This is a genomic window from Micromonospora sp. NPDC023814, assembly GCF_040639595.1.
Classification (GTDB): Bacteria; Actinomycetota; Actinomycetes; order Mycobacteriales; family Micromonosporaceae; genus Micromonospora.
The window spans coordinates 39,394-59,682 of sequence record NZ_JBFAAF010000006.1 but is presented as its reverse complement, the minus strand read 5'-3'; the positions used below and the strand labels follow the sequence as shown (position 1 = coordinate 59,682).

At 73.4% G+C, this 20,289-nt stretch carries 18 protein-coding genes; 11 read left to right on the top strand and 7 right to left on the bottom strand.

Features of this window, described 5'->3' with window-relative positions; translation table 11 throughout:
* Positions 1-5 precede the first annotated feature (5 nt).
* From AB0G14_RS04795 to rny, 3 genes are all read left to right on the top strand, one after another.
* Positions 6-704: a regulatory protein RecX gene (locus AB0G14_RS04795; protein WP_357693758.1), complete on the top strand. Its 699-nt coding sequence runs from the start codon at positions 6-8 to the stop codon at positions 702-704.
* Positions 705-751: 47 nt separating this feature from the next.
* A complete protein-coding gene (locus tag AB0G14_RS04790) occupies positions 752-1,465 on the top strand; it encodes a 3-keto-5-aminohexanoate cleavage protein (RefSeq protein WP_357693756.1) in 714 nt (237 codons plus the stop codon).
* Positions 1,466-2,249: 784 nt separating this feature from the next.
* Positions 2,250-4,016, top strand: a complete 1,767-nt coding sequence (rny, locus tag AB0G14_RS04785) for a ribonuclease Y (protein WP_357693754.1) — start codon at positions 2,250-2,252, stop codon at positions 4,014-4,016.
* A 171-nt stretch (positions 4,017-4,187) separates the two neighbouring features.
* Here the strand turns inward: rny and AB0G14_RS04780 are convergent, their stop codons facing one another.
* From AB0G14_RS04780 to AB0G14_RS04765, 4 genes are read right to left on the bottom strand one after another with little or no spacing between them, the layout of a single operon-like run.
* Positions 4,188-5,156 carry an amino acid ABC transporter permease gene (locus AB0G14_RS04780; protein WP_357693752.1) on the bottom strand — a complete coding sequence of 323 codons (969 nt, stop codon included), beginning with the start codon at positions 5,154-5,156 and terminating at the stop codon, positions 4,188-4,190.
* Positions 5,153-5,860, bottom strand: a complete 708-nt coding sequence (locus AB0G14_RS04775) for an amino acid ABC transporter permease (RefSeq protein WP_357454096.1) — start codon at positions 5,858-5,860, stop codon at positions 5,153-5,155. The genes AB0G14_RS04780 and AB0G14_RS04775 overlap by 4 nt, the downstream gene beginning before the upstream one ends.
* A gap of 42 nt (positions 5,861-5,902) precedes the next feature.
* The gene (locus AB0G14_RS04770) at positions 5,903-6,781 is read right to left on the bottom strand and encodes a glutamate ABC transporter substrate-binding protein (protein WP_350705102.1); all 879 of its coding nucleotides are present in this window, start codon (positions 6,779-6,781) and stop codon (positions 5,903-5,905) included.
* Positions 6,782-6,838: 57 nt separating this feature from the next.
* The gene (locus AB0G14_RS04765; protein WP_357693749.1) at positions 6,839-7,594 is read right to left on the bottom strand and encodes an amino acid ABC transporter ATP-binding protein; all 756 of its coding nucleotides are present in this window, start codon (positions 7,592-7,594) and stop codon (positions 6,839-6,841) included.
* 193 nt (positions 7,595-7,787) lie between these two features.
* Between AB0G14_RS04765 and selD the strand changes: the two genes are divergently transcribed.
* Together selD and AB0G14_RS04755 are read left to right on the top strand one after the other, a co-directional pair.
* A complete protein-coding gene (gene selD, locus AB0G14_RS04760) occupies positions 7,788-8,777 on the top strand; it encodes a selenide, water dikinase SelD (RefSeq protein ID WP_357693747.1) in 990 nt (329 codons plus the stop codon).
* Between the two features lie 227 nt (positions 8,778-9,004).
* Complete coding sequence (locus tag AB0G14_RS04755) at positions 9,005-9,484, top strand: hypothetical protein (RefSeq protein WP_357693745.1); 480 nt, start codon at positions 9,005-9,007, stop codon at positions 9,482-9,484.
* 57 nt (positions 9,485-9,541) lie between these two features.
* Here AB0G14_RS04755 and AB0G14_RS04750 read toward each other — a convergent pair whose 3' ends face one another.
* Entirely contained in the window at positions 9,542-9,772 is a 231-nt protein-coding gene (locus AB0G14_RS04750; RefSeq protein ID WP_357693743.1) for a DUF2277 family protein, read from the bottom strand.
* Positions 9,773-9,823: 51 nt separating this feature from the next.
* Between AB0G14_RS04750 and miaB the strand changes: the two genes are divergently transcribed.
* Entirely contained in the window at positions 9,824-11,323 is a 1,500-nt protein-coding gene (miaB, locus tag AB0G14_RS04745; RefSeq protein WP_357693741.1) for a tRNA (N6-isopentenyl adenosine(37)-C2)-methylthiotransferase MiaB, read from the top strand.
* 85 nt (positions 11,324-11,408) lie between these two features.
* Here the strand turns inward: miaB and AB0G14_RS04740 are convergent, their stop codons facing one another.
* Entirely contained in the window at positions 11,409-12,617 is a 1,209-nt protein-coding gene (locus AB0G14_RS04740; RefSeq protein WP_357693739.1) for a DUF349 domain-containing protein, read from the bottom strand.
* Positions 12,618-12,767: 150 nt separating this feature from the next.
* Between AB0G14_RS04740 and AB0G14_RS04735 the strand changes: the two genes are divergently transcribed.
* From AB0G14_RS04735 to dapF, 3 genes are read left to right on the top strand one after another with little or no spacing between them, the layout of a single operon-like run.
* A complete protein-coding gene (locus AB0G14_RS04735) occupies positions 12,768-13,538 on the top strand; it encodes a class III extradiol dioxygenase subunit B-like domain-containing protein (RefSeq protein ID WP_357693737.1) in 771 nt (256 codons plus the stop codon).
* Positions 13,535-14,482, top strand: coding sequence for a tRNA (adenosine(37)-N6)-dimethylallyltransferase MiaA (gene miaA, locus AB0G14_RS04730; RefSeq protein WP_357693735.1), 948 nt, complete (start codon positions 13,535-13,537; stop codon positions 14,480-14,482). Before AB0G14_RS04735 ends, miaA begins: the two co-directional genes overlap by 4 nt.
* Positions 14,483-14,489: 7 nt before the next feature.
* Entirely contained in the window at positions 14,490-15,341 is an 852-nt protein-coding gene (gene dapF, locus AB0G14_RS04725; RefSeq protein WP_357693733.1) for a diaminopimelate epimerase, read from the top strand.
* Positions 15,342-15,405: 64 nt separating this feature from the next.
* Here the strand turns inward: dapF and AB0G14_RS04720 are convergent, their stop codons facing one another.
* Positions 15,406-16,872: an NAD-dependent malic enzyme gene (locus tag AB0G14_RS04720; protein ID WP_357693731.1), complete on the bottom strand. Its 1,467-nt coding sequence runs from the start codon at positions 16,870-16,872 to the stop codon at positions 15,406-15,408.
* Positions 16,873-17,046: 174 nt separating this feature from the next.
* Between AB0G14_RS04720 and hflX the strand changes: the two genes are divergently transcribed.
* Both hflX and AB0G14_RS04710 read left to right on the top strand, forming a co-directional pair.
* Positions 17,047-18,501 carry a GTPase HflX gene (gene hflX, locus AB0G14_RS04715; RefSeq protein ID WP_357693729.1) on the top strand — a complete coding sequence of 485 codons (1,455 nt, stop codon included), beginning with the start codon at positions 17,047-17,049 and terminating at the stop codon, positions 18,499-18,501.
* A gap of 51 nt (positions 18,502-18,552) precedes the next feature.
* Positions 18,553-20,271: a hypothetical protein gene (locus tag AB0G14_RS04710; protein ID WP_357693727.1), complete on the top strand. Its 1,719-nt coding sequence runs from the start codon at positions 18,553-18,555 to the stop codon at positions 20,269-20,271.
* Positions 20,272-20,289 lie beyond the last annotated feature (18 nt).

The window sequence follows — 20,289 nt, the reverse complement described above, 5'->3', positions numbered from 1 at the left end:
GACCCGTGGCAGGACGACGCGCCCGCACGGGGCGGGGCTGGGATGCCAGTCCGCCCCGCGCGGGTGACGGCACCACGACGCCCCGACCCCGCCGGGGTCGCCGCGGCCGTGCCGAGGAGACCGACTCCGAGGCGCCCCCCGCCCCGCCGCCCGACGAGGCGGAGTTGGCGCGGGAGATCTGCCTGCGCCAGCTCGCCGTCCGGCCGCGCACCCGGGCAGAGCTGGCCGGGGCGCTGGCGAAGCGGGGGATCTCCGAGGAGGTCTCCGCGGCGGTGCTCGACCGCTACGACGAGGTCGGCATCATCGACGACGCCGCCTTCGCGCGAGCCTGGGTGTCCAGCCGGCACGCCGGCCGGGGCCTGGCCCGCCGGGCGCTCGCCAACGAGCTGCGTCAGCGCGGCGTCGACGGCGAGGTCGCCAGCGAGGCCCTCGGCGAGCTGGACGAGGAGACCGAGGCCGAGACCGCCCGCGCACTGGTGGAGCGGAAGCTGCGGTCCGCCCGTGGCGAGCCGGACGCGGTCTTCCGGCGGCTGGTGGCGATGCTGGCCCGCAAGGGCTACCCGCCCGGCGTGGCGATCCGGGCGGTGAAGGACGCGCTCGCCGCGCAGAGCGCCGAGGCGGCCGAGTTCGCCGAGCAGATCGACGCCGACGCGCTCGCCGACGCCGAGGGCGAGCTCGACCGCGACAGCCGCTCCGTCGACTGAACAGCCGCTCCGCCGACTGAGCGGAGCGGCGGCCGGAGGGAGGGTCCGTGCTCAAGGCGTGCCTCAACGGCGCCCGTGGGCGCGACGAGCATCCGTCGGTGCCGGTCACCCCGGCCGACCTGGCCGCCGACGCGGCCCGCTGCGCCGGGCTCGGTGCCGGGGCGGTGCACGTGCACCCCCGGGGCGCCGACGGCCGGGAGTCCCTGCACCCGTCGGTGATCGCCGCCGCGCTGGACGCGATCCGGGCGGCCAGCCCGGGCCTGCCGGTCGGGGTGAGCACCGGGGCCTGGATCTTGCCGGACCCGGCCGCTCGGGTGGCCGCCGTCCGGGCCTGGGCGGTGCTGCCGGATTTCGCCTCGGTCAACGCGCACGAGCCGGGCGCCGAGGCTGTCGCGGCGGCGCTGCACGAGCGGGGCGTCGTGGTGGAGGCGGGGCTCTGGACGGTCGACGCGGTCGAGGCGTACAGGGGCTGGCGGGTGCCGGCGGGGCGCGTCCTCGTCGAGTGCATGGCCGAGGAACCGGCGGTGGCGCTGGCCGACGCGACGGCCATGCTCGCCGCGCTGCCGTACCCGGCCGCCGGGCCGCCGCCGGTGCTGCTGCACGCCGAGGGCCCGGCGACGTGGCCGATCCTCGCCGAGGCGGTCCGCCGGGGCCTGCACAGCCGCATCGGCCTGGAGGACACGCTGCGGCTGCCCGACGGGGCGGTCGCGCCCGGCAACGCCGACCTGGTGATGGCGGCGGTGGCCGCCGGCGCCCGCTGACTCCGTCCCACAACGGATGGGGCGGCCTGCTGGCTCCGCCCCCACAACGGCGGGTCGGACTGCTGGCTCTGTCCGCGCGGCAGACCGGGTCGGCCCGCGACGAAGCCGCGTTCCCCGCACGACTCCGGACGCCGGCGCCGTGGCACCACCGGTCCACCCCGATGCCGGCCCGGACCAGCTCGGTCGTCGGGTTGAGCCGGGGCGGGCGGTCCGGCCTGAGCAGGGCCGATGGGTTGCGAGGCCCCGCTGGCTGCCCGGGTTGTCCGCTGGTGTCCGTCGTGCAGTGAGCGCACGGTGACGCGACAACTTCTCTCCGTTCGGGGGGTTTGATCATGACTTCTTGACCAGACGGCCCCGGGAGACCTAGCCTCGCCATACAGGCTCACATTGCCCGACCAGCGCAGGCTAAGCGCACAACATAGATCTCGTAACGGAACAGCATCACTTTGGCCGACTCGTCGGCCACTGGCGGCAGCTTCGGACAGGCCGGTCCGGGGCTGGCGCGACAACTGCACCCGGCCGCCGGCGATGCCTCGCGCGGGCACCGCCGACGGAACCTACCCACGGCCAGTCGCTCCGGTCGGGCGTCCACAGCCGCAGGGTGCGTGCCCACCGGCACCGTCGCTGCGGTCCCGACGTTCAGGGGAGGCGGCCATGGCGAGGCGGCGCAGGTCCACCGGGGTGCCGACATGAGCGGGCTGAACGTCGGGCCGGGCCCGCACCGATCGCGGGCCGGCCGGGGCGCGGCCGACCGCGTGACGGCCGTGCGGAACGGGGCGCCGGCATGAGCGGCTTCGACGTCGTGATCCTCGCGGTGGTGCTGGTCCTGACCGTGGTCGTGCTGGGGGCGGTGCTGCTGGGCGTACGGACGCTGCGCCGGCTCGGCGCGGCGCCGGCGCCCGAGGATCCCGCCTTCATCGCCGAGAAGGACCGGCAGGAACAGTCCCTGGCCGCGCTGCGCAGCGCCGCCGACGAGGCCAACAGCACGATCGACGTGGCGAAGTCCGCCGCCGCGGCGGCCCGGGCCGAGGCGGCTGCCGCGAAGGCCGAGGCGAAGGCGGCCCGCGCCGAGGCGCGTCGGGTGCTCGACGACGCCCGGGCGGAGGCAGACACCATCCTGGAGCGGGCCCACAAGCAGGCCGAGGCGGACGCGGAGCAGCTACGGAGCACAGCCCGGCGCAGCGGCGAACGCGAGGTCGCGGTGCTCGCCGCCACCACCCGGGAGCAGGCCGCCGAGGTGGAGCGGCGGGCGACCCGGATGGACGAGCGCGAGCGGCTGCACACCGAGGAGGTGGAGCGGCTCGCCGAGCGGGAGCGTCAGCTCACGGCCGCCAGCGCGGCCCTGGCCGCCCGCGGCGCCGCGCTCGACCAGCGGGAGGCGGAACTGGCCGAGGCGGAGGAGCAGCGGCGCCGGGAGTTGGAGCGGGTCGCCGGGCTCACCGCCGACACGGCCCGGGCGGAGCTGATCGAGGCGATCGAGGGCCAGGCCAAGCGGGAGGCCGCGCTGCTGGTCCGGGACATCGAATCCGACGCGCGCAACACCGCCGAGCAGCGCGCCCGGCACATCGTCGTCGACGCGATCCAGCGGGTCGCCAGCGAGCAGACCGCGGAGAGCGTGGTCAGCGTCCTGCACCTGCCCGGCGACGAGATGAAGGGACGGATCATCGGCCGGGAGGGCCGCAACATCCGCGCCTTCGAGTCGGTCACCGGCGTCAACCTGATCATCGACGACACCCCCGAGGCGGTGCTGCTTTCCTGCTTCGACCCGGTGCGCCGGGAGGTCGGCCGGCTCACCCTGGAGAAGCTGGTCCTGGACGGGCGGATCCACCCGCACCGGATCGAGGAGGTCTACGACCTGGCCCGGCACGAGGTGGAGGAGCTGTGCCAGCGGGCCGCCGAGGACGCCCTGGTCGAGGTCGGCATCACCGAGATCCACCCGGAGCTGGTCACCCTGCTCGGCCGGCTGCGCTACCGGACGTCGTACGGGCAGAACGTGCTCAAGCACCTCGTGGAGACCGCGCACATCGCCGGGATCATGGCGGCCGAGCTGCGGCTCGACGTGCCGACCATCAAGCGCTCGGCGTTTCTGCACGACATCGGCAAGGCGCTGACCCACGAGGTGGAGGGCAGCCACGCCATCATCGGCGCGGATCTCGCCCGCAAGTACGGCGAGAGCGAGGACGTCGTCCACGCCATCGAGGCGCACCACAACGAGGTGCCGCCGCAGACCATCGAGGCCGTCCTCACCCAGGCGTCCGACGCCTGCTCCGGCGGGCGGCCCGGGGCACGGCGGGAGAGCCTGGAGGCGTACGTCAAGCGGCTTGAGCGGATCGAGGAGATCGCGGCCGGCAAGCTCGGCGTGGAGAAGGTCTTCGCCATGCAGGCCGGCCGCGAGGTCCGGGTGATGGTCAAGCCGGACGACGTGGACGACATCGGCGCCGCCGTGCTGGCCCGGGACGTGGCGAAGCAGATCGAGGAGGAGCTGACCTACCCGGGTCAGATCCGGGTGACCGTGGTCCGCGAGTCCCGGGTCACCGAGATCGCCCGCTGACGTTGCGTCGGGCCGGCACCGAGGCTGCCCGCTCCGGCGCGACGTGAGGGGTGCCGGCGGCGAGGCACGGACACCCAGGGCGGACGGGCGTCGACGGGTCTGCTGGTCGTCCACGGCGCAACGCGAAGGGCCGGCCCGATCACCGGGCCGGCCCTTCGTCGTCGGGCGGGATCAGACGCCCTGGCCGCTGCTCTCCGCCTGCGCGGTGAGCGCCGCCGGGGGCGGGTTCTGGGCCGGGGTGCCGGCGGTCTTGCGGCCCCGGGAGAGCCGCCGCTGGACGTACTGGGCCAGCTTCGACAGCGAGTAGTTCACCAGGATGAACATCACCGCGATCACGACGTAGACCTGGATCGGGTTGTCCAGCACACCGATGAGCTGCTTGCCGATGTTCAGGGTCTCCTCGTAGCTGATGATGAAGCCCAGCGAGGTGTCCTTGAGCACCACGACGAGCTGGCTGATCAGCGCCGGCAGCATGATCCGGAAGGCCTGCGGCAGCAGGATCATCCGGGTGGTCTGCAGCGGGGAGAGGCCGATCGCGGCCGCCGCCTCGGCCTGCCCGCCGGGCAGGCCCTCCATGCCGGAGCGGAGGATCTCGGCGATGACCACCGAGTTGTAGATGGTCAGGCCGATGACCAGGTACCACAGCGTCTCGAACGAGACGCCGAACTCGGGGAAGCCGCGCGCCACGAAGAAGATCGTGATGACCACGGGCAGGCCCCGGAACACCTCGACGCAGACCCGGGTGACCGCCGACAGCAGCACGCTCAGCCCGCGCAGCAGGTAGGCCAGCGGCGTGGCGACCCCGGTGAACCGGCGGTGGGTCAGGCTCTTGAGCTGGATCCGCAGCACCGCGAGCAGGGTGCCGACCACCAGCGAGGCGACGATCGCCAGGGCGGCGGCGGTCAGCGTGTTCTTGAAGCCGAGGCCGATCCGCTCCCACACCTGCGAGAAGTTCTCGTTGGAGGGGTCGAGCAGGGGCCCCCAGAGCTCCATCGAGAACTGGCCCTTGGCGTCCAGCGGCTTGTAGATCAGGAAGTACGCGCCCGCGAGCAGCAGCACGGTCGCCACCAGGCTGCTGACGAGGGTGATCCGGCGCTGCCGGGGGCCGGGGACGTCGTAGAGGACGGTCTGCTGGCTCATCGGGCCACCGCCTGCCGCTTCTCGATCCGGTCGAGGAGCGCGCCGAGGGGGACGGTCATGATCAGGTATCCGATCGAGATGCCGATGGCGACGGGGACGAAGGCGTAGCCCTCGGCCGAGGTGAGCTGGTCGGCGGTCTGCGAGAGGTCACCGACCACGCCAAAGAAGCCGATCAGGGCCGAGTTCTTGATCATCGCGATGATCACCGAACCGAGGGGCACCACCGAGGCCTTCCAGGACTGCGGCAGCACCACGTACCGCAGGTTCTGGCCGAAGGTGAGGCCGAGCGACCGGGCGGCCTCCGCCTGGCCGGCGGGAACGGCGTTCACGCCGGACCGCAGCGCCTCGCAGACGAACGCGGCGGTGTAGAGCACCAGCGCGATCAGCGCGAAGCGGAAGTACGGCAGATCCGTGTCGAGCCGGCTGAACACCGCGTCCAGGCCGGGGATGCGCAGGAAGTCCGCGTTGGAGCCGAGCGCCGGCAGGCCGAACGCGGCGAAGAACATCACCACGGTCAGCGGCATGTTCCGGAAGATGTTGACGTACGCGGTGCCGACCGCCCGCAGCGGCGGCACCGGGGAGATCCGCAGTACCGCCACGACGGCGCCCAGGATCAGGGCACCGATCGCGGCGAGTACGCAGATCTGGAGGGTGAGCCAGAAACCACCCGCGAAGACGTCGAACTTGTCGATGAGCACACTCACGGGTCGGTCTTCCTCCCCACCCTCCAGATCGAAGGAATTAGATCAGTAGCGGTCGACGGTCGGGGCGGAGCCCAGCTGGGCGCCGAACTTGCCGGCGGTGCCGTCCCAGGCCTTCTGCCAGCTACCGTCGGCGAACGCCTTCTCCAGCGTGTCGTTGATGAAGTTGCGGAAGTCGGTGTCCTCCTTCTTCACCCCGATGCCGTACGGCTCCTTGGTGAAGTTGTCGCCGGCCAGCTTGAAGGACGCCTCGTCCTTGGCGATGTAGCCGAGCAGGATCACGTTGTCCGTGGTGACGGCGTCGACCTGGCCGCCCTTGAGGGCGTCGCGGCACTTGTCGTAGGTGTCGAACAGCACCAGCTGGGTGGCGACGTCCTTGACGTGCTTCTTGATCTCCTCGGCCGGGGTGGAGCCGGTGACCGAGCAGACCTTCTTGGCGCCGTCCTTGAAGGAGTCCGGCCCGGTGATCGTGGCGTCGTCCTTCTTCACCATGATGTTCTGGCCGGCCTCGTAGTACGGCCCGGCGAACGCGATGCGCTCCTTGCGCTTGGGATTGATCGTGTAGGTCGCGGCGACCAGGTCGACCGTGCCGTTCACGATGACGTCCTCGCGGACCTTCGAGGGGGCCTCGACCCACTCGATCTTGTCCTCGGGGATGCCGAGCTCCTTGACGATGATCTTCGCGACCTCGACGTCGAAGCCCTCCGGCTTGCCCGACAGGCCCTTCTGGCCGAAGCCGGGCTGGTCGAACTTCGTGCCGATCTTGATGGACTGGGCCTTGTTCAGGCGCTCCATGGTGCTGCCGGCGGCGAAGGACTTGCTGCCGGCGCCGGTGCCCTCCTCGGCGTCGTCGCCACCGCAGGCGGTCATGCCGAGCGCCAGGGTGGCGGCCGCGGCGAGCGCCGCTACGCGCGTGATACGCATACTCATCTCCTTCTTCGACGGAACCGCCGGGGGACGGCGCGCTCCAGGTACGGACGCCTAGTGCGTGAGGATCTTGGAGAGGAAGTCCTTGGCCCGCTCGCTGCGCGGGTTGGCGAAGAACTCGGCGGGCGGGGCGTCCTCGACCAGCTGCCCGTCGGCCATGAAGATGACGCGGTTCGCCGCGTGCCGGGCGAAGCCCATCTCGTGGGTGACCACGACCATCGTCATGCCCTCGCGGGCCAGCGACGTCATCACGTCCAGCACCTCGCCGACCATCTCCGGGTCGAGCGCGCTGGTCGGCTCGTCGAAGAGCATCGCCTTGGGCTGCATGGCCAGCGCCCGCGCGATCGCGACGCGCTGCTGCTGGCCGCCGGAGAGCTGGGCGGGGAACTTGTCAGCCTGGTTGGCGATGCCGACCCGGTCCAGCAGGGCCAGGCCGCGCTCGCGGGCCGCCGCCGGCTTCTCCTTGCGGACCTTGACCGGCCCGAGGGTGACGTTCTCGAGGATCGTCTTGTGCGCGAAGAGGTTGAACGACTGGAACACCATGCCGACCTCGCTGCGCAGCTTCGCCAGCGCCTTGCCCTCGGCCGGCAGCGGCTGCCCGTCGAAGGTGATCGTGCCGGAGGTGATCGGCTCGAGTCGGTTGATGGTGCGGCAGAGCGTCGACTTGCCGGAGCCGGACGGCCCGATGACCACGACCACCTCGCCGCGCCCGACCGACAGCGAGACGTCGTCCAGCACGTGCAGCGGCCCGAACCACTTGTTGACCGATTCCAGCACGATGAGCGGTTCGCCCGTCGCCACGTCGTCCACCGTCCCTGTCGTCGCGCACGCGGGGTCCGTTGACCCCCGGTTGGGCAACTGTAGGCGGGGGGATGTGGCGGAACGCAAGTCAGTTGGTCACGGAGCGGTAACACCATTTCCGCTCGGGCCCGGGAGTCGGATTTTGACTCCGAAACCGGTCCGCCCGGTGGCGGCGTCGGGAGATGCGGAAGATCATGTGGGGATGACGGAACGGGTGCGGTTGACCGAGTACGCCCGCGGCGGCGGCTGCGCCTGCAAGATCCCGCCGGGCGAGCTGGAGGCCATGGTCGCCGGCCTCGGCCCGGCCACCGGTGCCGCGGACCTGCTCGTCGGCCTGGACCACGGCGACGACGCCGCGGTGGTCCGGCTCGACGAACGGACCGGCCTGGTCACCACCGCCGACTTCTTCACCCCCGTCGTCGACGACGCGTACGACTGGGGGCGGATCGCCGCGACCAACGCGCTCTCCGACGTGTACGCGATGGGTGGCACCCCGCTCGTCGCGCTCAACCTGCTCTGCTGGCCGCGCGACGTGCTGCCGCTGGAGCTGGCCCGGGAGGTGCTGCGCGGCGGGCAGGACGTGGCCCGGGACGCGGGATGCCACCTCGCCGGCGGGCACAGCGTCGACGACGAGGGCCCCAAGTACGGGCTGGCCGTCACCGGGGTGGTCCGGCCCGAGGAGCTGATCACCCTGGACGCGGGCCGGTCGGGGCTGCCGCTGTCGCTGACCAAGCCGCTGGGCGTCGGGGTGCTCAACACCCGGCACAAGGCCACCGGCGAGAGCTTCCCCGAGGCGGTTGCCGCCATGACCACCCTCAACCGGGACGCCGCGCGGGCCGCCGTGGCGGCCGGTGTGCGCTGCGGCACCGACGTGACCGGCTTCGGTCTGCTCGGGCACGCGTCCAAGCTGGCCCGGGCGAGCCGGCTGACGGTGGCGATCGACGCGGCCCGGGTGCCCTACCTGGCCGGCGCCCGCGAGGCGGTGCGCGACGGGTTCGTCAGCGGCGGCAGCCGCCGCAACCTGGAGTGGGTCGCCGGGTGGACGGACTTCGGCGGGATCGCCGTGGACGAACGGCTGCTGCTGGCCGACGCGCAGACGTCGGGCGGCCTGCTGGTCGCCGGCGAGCTGCCGGGCGCCACCGTGGTCGGCGAGCTGCTGCCCCCCGGCGAGCACCGGGTCTTCGTGCGCTGACCGACCCGGTCGAAACGGGCCCAATACGGAGCGGGGAAGTTCCGGACGGGGCACCGTACCCGATAAACTGTCATCTTTCGGCCACTCGGAGCGATCGTGCCCGAGGAAATTTTGCCCGGAATGGTCACAGACCGGTAACTTGCCCCCGGCTGAGGTCATATGCCCCCCACCATCGTCAGTAAGGCCCGATCCGGAGGCCGGTGGGACGAGCACAGCGAGGAGGCGGCATGACCGAGCTGTGGAACTGGAGAATCGACCAGGTGCGGCCGGTGGAGGTCTACCCGGCACTGGCCGAGGCACTCGGCCGGGTGGTGATGCCCCTGGCGGCGGCCGACCCGGCCCGGCTGCCGACGTACGCGGTGATCTGCGACGTCTGGCAGGCGCCGGGGGAGTTCGCCACGATCGTGGACTGCTACGGCGTGCCCGACGGGCTTCCCGAGCACGCCAGCATCGCCGCGCTGGCGCGGCTGCTGGACCGTAACTGCCTGCTGCGCGACGACACCCTCGACGCCGGCCGGCACCTGCTCGTGGCCCCCGACGGCACGATCCGGCCGGTGCACTTCGACGTCCGCGAGACCGACGACGGCGAGGTGCTCGGCAACCAGCGGCTCTGCACCGAGGCCGATCCCCGCTGCCGCGGCTGGTCGCAGTGCCACCGCTCGCGCTGGGCCCCCGACTCGGTGTTGCCCGCGCTCGCCGCCGCCTGAGGCCAGCCGCGCCGGCACGCGGAGCAGCTCCCCGCGCCGGCCCGGCGGGCGGCGAGGTCAGCTCGCCGGGCCGGCGGAGCGGCCGCCGCGTACCTCCAACTCGCTCAGCAGGGTGGCGGTGGCCGCGGCGACCGCGGCGACCGCCGCGTCGAAGGCCGCGGCGTTGTGCGCGGCGGGCTTGCGGAAGCCCGAGATCTTCCGGACGTACTGCAGGGCGGCGGCCTCGACGTCGGCCGGGCTCACCTCGGCGACGTACGGCTCACGAAGGGTCTTGATGCTCCGGCACACGGCTCCTCCTCGTTCGGTTCGGGATTCTCGCCCGGATACGCTGTCCGGGTCATGACTACCGCAGCGGCGAGCAGCCCGCGCACCTACCAGGTGCGCACGTACGGCTGCCAGATGAACGTGCACGACTCCGAGCGCATCTCCGGGCTGCTGGAGCAGGCGGGCTACGTGCGCGCCGCGGAGGCCGACGACAACCCGGACGTGGTGGTGTTCAACACCTGCGCGGTCCGGGAGAACGCCGACAACCGGCTCTACGGCAACCTCGGTCACCTGCGCCCCGTCAAGGACAGGCACCCGGGGATGCAGATCGCCGTCGGCGGCTGCCTCGCCCAGAAGGACCGCGGCGAGATCGTCCGCAAGGCGCCCTGGGTGGACGTGGTCTTCGGCACGCACAACATCGGGTCGCTGCCGGTGCTGCTGGAGCGGGCCCGGCACAACGCCGCCGCCGAGGTGGAGATCCTCGAGTCCCTCGACGTCTTCCCCTCGACGCTGCCCACCCGGCGCGAGTCCACGTACGCCGGCTGGGTGTCGATCTCCGTCGGCTGCAACAACACCTGCACGTTCTGCATCGTGCCCTCCCTGCGCGGCAAGGAGAAGGACCGCCGCCCCGGAGACATCCTCTCCGAGGTGCGCGCCCTGGTCGACGAGGGCGTGCTGGAGGTGACCCTGCTCGGGCAGAACGTCAACTCCTACGGCGTGGAGTTCGGCGACCGGCTCGCCTTCGGCAAGTTGTTGCGCGCCTGCGGCGACGTCGACGGCCTGGAGCGGGTCCGGTTCACCAGCCCGCACCCGAAGGACTTCACCGACGACGTGATCGCCGCGATGGCCGAGACGCCGAACGTCTGCCACTCGCTGCACATGCCGCTCCAGTCCGGCTCGGACGACGTGCTGCGCGCCATGCGCCGCTCGTACCGGGCCGAGCGCTACCTCGGCATCATCGACAAGGTCCGGGCGGCGATGCCGGACGCGGCGATCACCACGGACATCATCGTCGGCTTCCCCGGCGAGACCGACGCCGACTTCGAGCGCACCCTCGACGTGGTCCGCGAGGCCCGGTTCTCCTCCGCGTTCACCTTCCAGTACTCGAAGCGCCCCGGCACGCCCGCCGCCACGATGGAGGGCCAGCTCCCCAAGCAGGTCGTCCAGGAGCGCTACGAGCGGCTGATCGCCTGCGTGGAGGAGATCACCTGGGCGGAGAACAAGCGGCTCGTGGGGGAGACCGTCGAGGTGCTGGTCGCCGTCGGCGAGGGGCGCAAGGACGAGCGCACCGGCCGGATGTCCGGCCGCGCCCGCGACGGCCGCCTCGTCCACTTCGACGCGGGTTCCCTCGCCGGGCAGATCCGCCCCGGCGACATCGTGCACACCACCGTCACGTACGCGGCCCCGCACCACCTCAACGCCGACGGCGAGCCGCTGTCGCACCGGCGCACCCGGGCCGGCGACGCGGCCGAGGCGGGGCGCTCCCCGCGTACGCCCGGGGTGCTGCTCGGGCTGCCCACGATCGGCGCGCCGGCCGCGACGCCCGCGCCGACGACGGGCTGCGCCGCCCACTGACCCACGACGGGCCGGCCGATCCCACCGGCCCGGACACGCGAAAGCCCCCGGTCCGCGCGGACCGGGGGCTTTCGCGTGGCTCAGCTCAGCCGGCCTGCTCGGCGAGCTGGAGGAACTGCCGCTTCGAGGCGAGCGCCTGCTCGGCCTCCTTGATCCGCCGGGCGTCCCCGGCCGCCTGGGCCCGGGCCAGCCGCTCCTCGGCCTCGGCGACCTGCGTCCGCATCTGGGCCAGCAGCGGGTTGTCCTCCTTGGTGGTGCGCCGCCACGCGGAGTCCATCACCTCGCGGACCTTGTCGTCGACCGCCCGCAGCCGGCGCTCCAGCCCGGCCGCCGCCTCGCGGGGCACCCGGCCGGCCTCGTGCCACTGCGCCTGGATCTCCCGCAGCTTGGCCTGCGCGCCCTTCGGGTCGCCGTCGACGTCCAGCGCCTCGGCCTCGGCGAGCAGCGCCTGCTTGCGCTCCAGGTTGGCCCGCTGCTCGCTGTCGCGGGCCGAGAAGACCTCGCTGCGCCGGGTGAAGAACTCGTCCTGCGCGGCCCGGAACCTCTCCCAGAGCTTCTGCTCCGCCTCCTTGGAGGCGCGCGGGGCGGCCTTCCACTGGTTCATCAGGTCCTTGAGCTGGTTGGCGGTCGCCGCCCAGTCCGTGGAGTCCTTCAGCTTCTCGGCCTCGGCGACCAGCTCCTCCTTGACCGACTGCGCCTGCTTGCGCTGCGAGTCCAGCGAGGCGAAGTGGGCGCCCCGGCGGCGGGTGAAGCCGTCCCGGGCCGCGGCGAACCGCTTCCACAGCTCACCGTCGGTCTTCTTGTCGACCCCGCGGATGGTCTTCCACTCCTCGAGGATCTCCTTGAGCCGGTCGCCGGCGGTCTTCCAGCCGGTCGACTCGGCGGCCAGCTTCTCCGCCTCCTCCACCAGCGCCTGCTTGCGGGCGAGTGCCTCGCCCCGGGCGGCTTCCCGGGCCGCCTTGGCCTCGCCGGCCTTCTCCTCGGCGACGATGGCGAGCCGGTCCAGTCGCGCGGCCAACGCGTCGATGTCGCCGACGACGTGCGCCTCGGCGAGCGAGGCGCGGATCCGGCGGATCGTGGTCAGCGAGTGGCCGGCGTCCGCCGCACCCGAGTTGAGCCGCGCCTCCGTCAGGTTGACCTCGGTCACCAGGTCGTCGAAGCGGCGGGCGAAGTGGGCAAGCCCCTCCTCGGGCGCTCCCGCCTGCCAGGATCCGACCACCCGCTCGCCGTCGGCGGTCTTGACGTACACGGTGCCGTCCGCGTCCACCCGTCCGAAGGCCGTCCAGTCGCTCATGTGCCCATCCTCGTTCTCCCGGCGTCGGGGACCGGTCCCACGATCGCCGCCACGGCGCAGCAAAGTTACTCCCGGCATTGTCACAGGTCCGCCCCCGTCCGCGTCGAGCGCCTATCGCCGACCGTGACCATACGGTGTCCTAGCCCCCGAATGACCGGATCGGCGCGGGGACGCACCGGGGGGTCCCGCTACGGTGAACGGGTGCCCCTGGTCGCCGCCGCCGTCTGCCCGCATCCGCCCCTGCTCGTGCCCGAGGTGGCCGGTGCCGCCGCCGCTGAGCTGGACGAACTCCGTACGGCCTGCGACGCGGCCGTCGGCCGGCTGCTCACCGCCTCGCCCGACCAGATCGTGCTGGTCGGCACCGGGCCGGAGACCGTCCGCTTCGGGGCCGCCGACTACGGCTCCCTGCGCGCCTACGGCGTCGACCGCCACGTCCGGCTGTGGAAGACCAACTGCGGCGGCGGGGAGCGGCTGCCGCTGAGCCTGACCGTCGGCGCGTGGCTGCTCGCCAGGGCGGGGACCGACCTGCCCCGGTTCGCCTCGTCGGTCGCCGCCGACGCCACCCCGGGCGAGTGCGCCGCGCTCGGGGCGGAGCTGGTGCGCCGCGCCGAGGGCCGGGTCGCGCTGCTGGTGACGGGGGACGGGTCCGCCTGCCGGGGCGAGAAGGCGCCCGGCTACGACGACCCGCGCGCGCAGGCGTACGACGAGGGGGTCGCCCGGGCCCTGGCCGACGCGGACGCCGACGCCCTGCACGGCCTGGACCCGGTGCTGTCGGCCGAGCTGAAGGTCGCCGGTCGGGCGGCCTGGCAGGTGCTCGCCGGTGCGGCGGGCGCGGCGGGCGGACGCTGGCACGGTGAGCTGACCTACGACGCGGCGCCCTACGGCGTGGCCTACTTCGTGGCCACCTGGGAGCAGGCGTGACCGGGCCGGCCGACGCGGGCGGCGGCCACCCGCCGGTCGGGACGGTGGTCGCGGTGGTCGGGCCGACGGCGGCCGGGAAGTCCGCACTGAGCATCGCGCTCGCGCACGCCCTCGACGGCGAGGTGGTCAACGCCGACTCGATGCAGCTCTACCGGGGCATGGACATCGGCACCGCGAAGCTCACCCCGGCCGAGCGCGAGGGGGTGCCGCACCACCTGCTGGACATCTGGGACGTCACCGAGCCGGCGAGCGTGGCGGAATACCAGCGGCTCGCCCGCGCGGCGGTCGACGACATCCTGGCCCGGGGCCGGGTGCCGCTGCTGGTCGGCGGCTCCGGCCTCTACGTGCGGGCGGTGCTGGAGCGGTTCGAGTTCCCCGGCACCGACCCGGCGGCCCGCGAGCGGCTCGAACGGGAGCTGGCCGAGACCGGCCCGGCCCCGCTGTACGCCCGGCTGCGGGAGGTCGACCCGGCCGCCGCGGCGGGGATCCTGCCCACCAACGGCCGGCGGATCGTCCGGGCGTTGGAGGTCATCGAGCTGACCGGGGCGCCGTTCACCGCGTCGCTGCCCGGCCCGACGCCGTACTACCCGTCCGTGCAGCTCGGGGTGGACCTGGACACGGCGCTGCTGGACGAGCGGATCGCGCTGCGGGTGGACCGGATGTGGGCCGACGGCCTGGTCGCCGAGACCCGCGGGCTGGTCGGCCGCGGCCTGCCGCAGGGGCGGACGGCCAGCCGGGCGCTCGGGTACCAGCAGGTGCTGCGCTTCCTGGCCGGGGAGATCACCGAGGGCGAGGCGCACGACGAGACGGTCCGGGCCACCCGGCGGTTCGTCCGCCGGCAGCGCTCCTGGTTCCGCCGTGACCAGCGGATCCACTGGCTGGACTCGGCCGCGCCGGACCTGATCCCGGCCGCCCTGCGCCTGCTGCCGGCCGCTGCGCGATGATGGGGGCGTGGAGTTCACAAAGGGCCACGGCACCGGCAACGACTTCGTCATCCTGCCCGACCCGGACGGGGCGCTCGACCTGACGCCCGGGCTGGTCGCCGCGATCTGCGACCGGCGGCGCGGCCTCGGCGGCGACGGCGTGCTGCGGGTGGTGCGGGCGGCGAAACACCCCGAGGGCGCCGCCCTGGCCGGCGAGGCCGAGTGGTTCATGGACTACTGGAACTCCGACGGCTCGTTCGCCGAGATGTGCGGCAACGGCGCTCGCGTCTTCGTCCGCTACCTGCTGGCGTCCGGGCTGGCCACGCCGGTCGGCGCGGCGCTGCCGGTGGCCACCCGGGCCGGCCTCGTGCGCGCGCGTGTCGAGGGGGACGTCGTCGCCGTCGAGATGCGCCGCCCCCGGGTGTACGACGCCTCGACCGCCACCCTGGGCGGCTTGACCCTGCCGGGTGCGGCGGTGGACGTCGGCAACCCGCATCTGGTCTGCGCGCTCCCGACCGGGCTGGACCTGACCGGCCTCGACCTCACCCGCGCGCCGGAGTTCGACCCGGCTGCCTTCCCGGCCGGAGTGAACGTCGAGTTCACCGCGCCGGGCGAGCCGGTCGACGGCGCCGACGGGCACGTGCTGATGCGGGTGTACGAGCGCGGCTCCGCCGAGACGCTCTCCTGCGGCACGGGCGCGTGCGCGGTGGCCGCCGTGGCCCTGCGCGACGCCGGCCGGGACACCGGGGTGATCGCCGTGGACGTCCCCGGCGGTCGCCTCACGGTCACGGTCACCGAGGACTCCTGCTGGCTGGCCGGCCCCGCCGTCCTGGTCGCGGTCGGCGAGGTCGACCCCGCCGCCCTGACCACCCCCGTCTGACCCCAGCCCTCCCGCCCCACGCCGGCGCAAGATCGCCGGGGTGGGGCGGGTGGGGTGTGGGGCGTCAGGGGGTGGCGCTGGCTTCGGCGGCGATCTCGGGGAGGTCGGCCGGGCCGGGGTCCGCGGCCGGGGCCGGGGCCGGGTTCTGGGCGGCGGCGCGTACCGCCGCGGCGACCGCCGGGGCCACCCGGGAGTCGAAGACGCTGGGCACGATCACCGTCGGGTTGATCTTGTCCTCGCCGACCACGTCCGCGATGGCCCGGGCGGCGGCGATCGCCATCTCCTCGGTGAACTCCTCGGCGTGCGCGTCCAGCATGCCGCGGAAGACACCCGGGAAGGCGAGCACGTTGTTGATCTGGTTCGGCTGGTCGGAACGGCCGGTGGCGACCACGGCGGCGTGCTTGCGCGCCTCGCGCGGGTCGACCTCCGGGTCCGGGTTCGCCAGCGCGAAGACGATGGCGTCCTTGGCCATCATGGCGATGTCGTCGCCGGTGAGCAGGTTCGGCGCGCTGACGCCGATGAAGACGTCCGCGTCGCGTACCGCCCCGGGCAGGTCACCGGCGTAGTTGTCCTTGTTGGTGTGGTCGGCCAGCCACTGCCAGGCCGGGTTGAGCCCGGTCAGGCCGCGGTGCAGGGCGCCCTGCCGGTCGTACGCGATGATGTCGCCCACACCCTGGCGCAGCAGCAGCTTCATGATCGCGGTGCCGGCCGCGCCGGCGCCGGAGACCACGACCCGGACGTCCGCGAGCTGCTTGCCCACGACGCGCAGCGCGTTGGTCAGCGCGGCCAGCACGCAGATCGCGGTGCCGTGCTGGTCGTCGTGGAAGACCGGGATGTCCAGCGCCTCGCGCAGCCGGGCCTCGATCTCGAAGCAGCGCGGCGCGGCGATGTCCTCCAGGTTGATCCCGCCGTACGCGGGCGCGATGGCCTTGACGATCTGCACGATCTCGTCGGTGTCCTGGGTGTCCAGGACCACCGGCCAGGCGTCCACCCCGCCGAAGCGCTTGAACAGCGCCGCCTTGCCCTCCATCACCGGCAGCGACGCCGCCGGCCCGAGGTTGCCCAGGCCCAGCACGGCCGAGCCGTCGCTGACCACGGCCACGGTGTTGCGCTTGATGGTGAGCCGCCGGGCGTCGGCCGGGTTCTCCGCGATCGCCTGGCAGACCCGCGCCACCCCCGGGGTGTACGCGCGGGACAGCTCGTCGCGGGTGCGCAGCGCCACCTTCGAGCTGACCTCGATCTTGCCGCCGAGGTGCAGCAGGAACGTCCGGTCGGAGACCTTGCGCACGTCCACGCCGTCGAGCGCGGTCAGCGCGTCGACCACCTGGTCGGCGTGGGCGGCGTCGGCGGTGTCGCAGGTCAGGTCGACGATCACGTGGGTCGGGTCGGAGTCGACCACGTCGAGCGCCGTGACGATCGCGCCGGCCTCGCCGACGGAGGTGGTCAGCCGGCCGATGGAGGACGCGTCCGCGGGCACGGCGATCCGGATGGTGATCGAGAATCCGGCACTCGGAAGTCGGGTGATTGACACAGGATCCCTCCGTCGACGCTGAGCGGCTCGCACCGCATTTCTACTCGCCCACCCGGGCCGGCCCACCGGCCGCCCCCGCTTTTGTGGCATTTCACGCGGGCATATAGCGGGTGCGTCCGGCGTTGACACATGTCAGGATTGCTCGGTACGTGACAGAACGGACAGGAGACCAGCTTGACCAACCAGGAGACCTACCTCCCCTACACCGACGACGAGCTCGACGCCACCACCGGCGAGTTCGAGCTGTCAGAGCGGCAGGCACTGCGGCGGGTCCCTGGCCTCTCCACCGAGCTCGCCGACATCACCGAGGTCGAATACCGCCAGCTGCGCCTGGAGCGCGTGGTCCTGGTGGGCGTCTGGACCGAGGGCACCCAGAGCGACGCCGAGAACAGCCTCACCGAGCTGGCCGCGCTGGCGGAGACCGCCGGCTCGCAGGTGCTCGAAGGGCTGATCCAGCGGCGCAACCGCCCCGACCCGGCCACCTACATCGGCCGGGGAAAGGTCGACGACCTCGGCTCGGTCGTGCTCTCCAGCGGCGCCGACACGGTGATCTGCGACGGCGAGCTGTCGCCGTCCCAGCTGCGCAACCTGGAGCAGCGCACCAAGGTCAAGGTGGTGGACCGCACCGCGCTGATCCTCGACATCTTCGCCCAGCACGCCAAGAGCAAGGAGGGCAAGGCGCAGGTCGAGCTGGCCCAGCTCGAATACCTGCTCCCCCGCCTGCGCGGTTGGGGTGAGACCCTCTCCCGGCAGACCGGTGGTAGCGGTCGCGGCGGGGGCGCCGGCGGCGGCGTGGGCCTGCGTGGCCCCGGTGAGACCAAGCTGGAGACCGACCGACGCCGGATCCGCCACCGCATCGCCCGGCTGCGCCGGGAGATCAAGGGCATGCGGTTGGTACGCCAGACCAAGCGTGCCCGGCGGTCCCGCAACGCCGTTCCCGCCGTCGCCATCGCCGGCTACACCAACGCCGGCAAGTCCAGCCTGCTCAACCGGTTGACCGGCGCGGGTGTGCTGGTCGAGAACGCGCTCTTCGCCACCCTCGACCCGACCACCCGCAAGGCCACCACCTCCGACGGGCGGCTCTACACCCTCTCCGACACCGTCGGCTTCGTCCGGCACCTGCCGCACCAGATCGTCGAGGCGTTCCGCTCGACGCTGGAGGAGGTGGCCGAGGCCGACCTGGTGGTGCACGTCGTCGACGGCACCCACCCGGATCCGGAGGAGCAGGTCCGCGCCGTCCGTGAGGTGCTCGCCGAGGTGGGCGCCGACCGGCTGCCCGAGCTGCTCGTGGTCAACAAGACCGACGCGGCCGACGAGGAGACGCTGCTGCGGCTCAAGCGGCTCTGGCCGGAGGCGGTCTTCGTCTCCGCGCACACCGGGCGCGGGCTCGACGGGCTGCGCGAGGCCGTCGAGGAGCGGCTGCCCCGCCCGGCGGTGGAGGTCCGCGCGGTGCTCCCGTACGACCGGGGCGACCTGGTGGCGCGGGTGCACCGGCAGGGTGAGGTGCTGAGCACCTCCCACCTGCCGGAGGGGACGCTGGTGCACGTCCGGGTGGGCGAGGCGCTCGCCGCCGAGCTGGCCCCGTTCCGAGCGGCGGCGGAGAGCCAGGCGGTCGCGTCCGCCCGGTGACGGCGTCCCGGCGTCACCCGGCGGAAACCTGCGGCATGCGACACTGATTCAATGCGCCGCGCTGTTGCTTCGGTCACGGTCGCCCTCGGCTTGCTGGGGGCGACCGTGGCGTGTGCGGGGGCCGCCCTGGCGGCGCCCGCCTCGGCCTCGTCCCCGCTCACGGCCGCCGCCGGCAAGAAGCGGTGTGCGGTGACCGACGAGCGGCTGCGCGAGCTGTCCGGCCTGGTGGCCACCAAGAGCGGCTACATCGTGATCAACGACGGCACCGAGGTGGAGAGCCGCAAGCGGGTCTTCTTCCTCGACGCCAAGTGTGAGATCTCGAAGGAGCCGGTCCGCTATTCGGGGCAGGGGCCGTTCGACACGGAGGACCTGGCGCTCTCGCCGAACGGCCAGACCCTGTGGATCGCCGACACCGGTGACAACGTCACCAGCCGCGAGCGCCGCGAGCGGGTGGCGCTGTGGAGCATGCCGGTCAACGGGTCCAAGCGGCCGGTGCTGCACCGGCTCTCCTACCCCGAGGGCAAGCCACACGACGCCGAGGCGTTGCTCATCGGCGACGACGGCAACCCGCTGATCATCACCAAGGTGATGTCGGGCAAGGCGCAGATCTTCACCCCCGCCGCGAAGATGAAGAGCGGGGACACCGAGGCGGTGCCGATGAAGAAGGTCGGCGAGATCGCCCTGCCGAGGACGGACACGGACAACCGGCTCGGCGCTCCGGGCCGCGTGGCGATCACCGGAGCCGCCCGTTCCCCCGACGGCTCGCGGGTGGTGGTGCGCACCTACGCCGACGCCTTCGAGTACGACGTGACCGGCGGCGACATCGTGGCGGCCCTGACCACCGTCAAGCCCCGGGTGACGGCGCTGACCGATCCGTTCGGTGAGGCGATCGCCTACACCCCGGACGGCAAGACGTTCCTCACCGTCTCCGACGGCGGCCAGCTCGACGAGGCCGAGCCGGTCGAGATTCTCAGCTACACCCCCTCCACCGAGGGCGCGAAGCCGGTCGCCGGCGAGGGCGACGGGCCGAAGAAGGCGGCCGGGCAGTCGTGGCTCGACGGCCTGAGCCTGAGCGACATCACGTACATCATCGCCGCGGTCGGCGTGATCGGCGCGCTGATGGTGGCCGCCGGCGTCTTCGGCATCCTGCGGGCCCGGCGCAGACCGGCCGCCCCGCGCCGGGACGCCGACGGGCCGGAGCGCGACGACCTCGCCGACGATCCGCGGGGCCCGGCGGACGACGACTTCCTGCCGCCGGGCGACCGGGCGCGGGGCGGCGTCTACGGTGGCGCGCCCTCCGGTGGCGTCTACGGCGGTGCGCCCGGTGGCGGGCGGGGCGGGGCGGTCCCGGCGGGCGGTGGTCGCGGCGGGGCCGCGCCGGCCGGCGGCGGGGTCTACGGCGGTGGCCGCCCGGCCGGCGGCGGCGTCTACGGTGGCGGTCGCCCGGCCGGCGGTGGTGGCGGTGGCGGTCGCCCAGCGGGTGGCGGTGGCGGTGCCTACGGTGGCGGCCGGCCGCCGGGCCCCGGTGGCCCCGCAGGCGGTGGCGGCGGTGGCCGTCCCGGTGGTGGCGTCTACGGCGGCGGGGGTCAACCGGGCCCCGGCGTCTACGGCGGCGGTGGCCGGGCGGAGCCGCCCCGTCGCGGCGGCGAGCAGGATCCTCGCGGTCAGCGGCCGGCCCGCCGGCGTGACGAGGGCTACGACGACGGCCGCGGCGGCCCCAACGGCCACGGGCGGGGTGGCAGCCGCGGCTACCGGGGCGACCGCTACTGACGTCCCCGGGCCTCCGGG

Bases quoted from the DNA above. Each gene is read 5' to 3' on its own strand.
- miaB (WP_357693741.1), top strand. From the start codon at position 9,824: ATGACTACCGCAGCGGCGAGCAGCCCGCGCACCTACCAGGTGCGCACG.
- AB0G14_RS04780 (WP_357693752.1), bottom strand. From the start codon at position 5,156: ATGAGCCAGCAGACCGTCCTCTACGACGTCCCCGGCCCCCGGCAGCGC.
- AB0G14_RS04755 (WP_357693745.1), top strand. From the start codon at position 9,005: ATGACCGAGCTGTGGAACTGGAGAATCGACCAGGTGCGGCCGGTGGAG.
- rny (WP_357693754.1), top strand. From the start codon at position 2,250: ATGAGCGGCTTCGACGTCGTGATCCTCGCGGTGGTGCTGGTCCTGACC.
- AB0G14_RS04735 (WP_357693737.1), top strand. From the start codon at position 12,768: ATGACCGGATCGGCGCGGGGACGCACCGGGGGGTCCCGCTACGGTGAA.
- selD (WP_357693747.1), top strand. From the start codon at position 7,788: ATGACGGAACGGGTGCGGTTGACCGAGTACGCCCGCGGCGGCGGCTGC.
- AB0G14_RS04770 (WP_350705102.1), bottom strand. From the start codon at position 6,781: ATGCGTATCACGCGCGTAGCGGCGCTCGCCGCGGCCGCCACCCTGGCG.
- AB0G14_RS04710 (WP_357693727.1), top strand. From the start codon at position 18,553: ATGCGCCGCGCTGTTGCTTCGGTCACGGTCGCCCTCGGCTTGCTGGGG.
- AB0G14_RS04740 (WP_357693739.1), bottom strand. From the start codon at position 12,617: ATGAGCGACTGGACGGCCTTCGGACGGGTGGACGCGGACGGCACCGTG.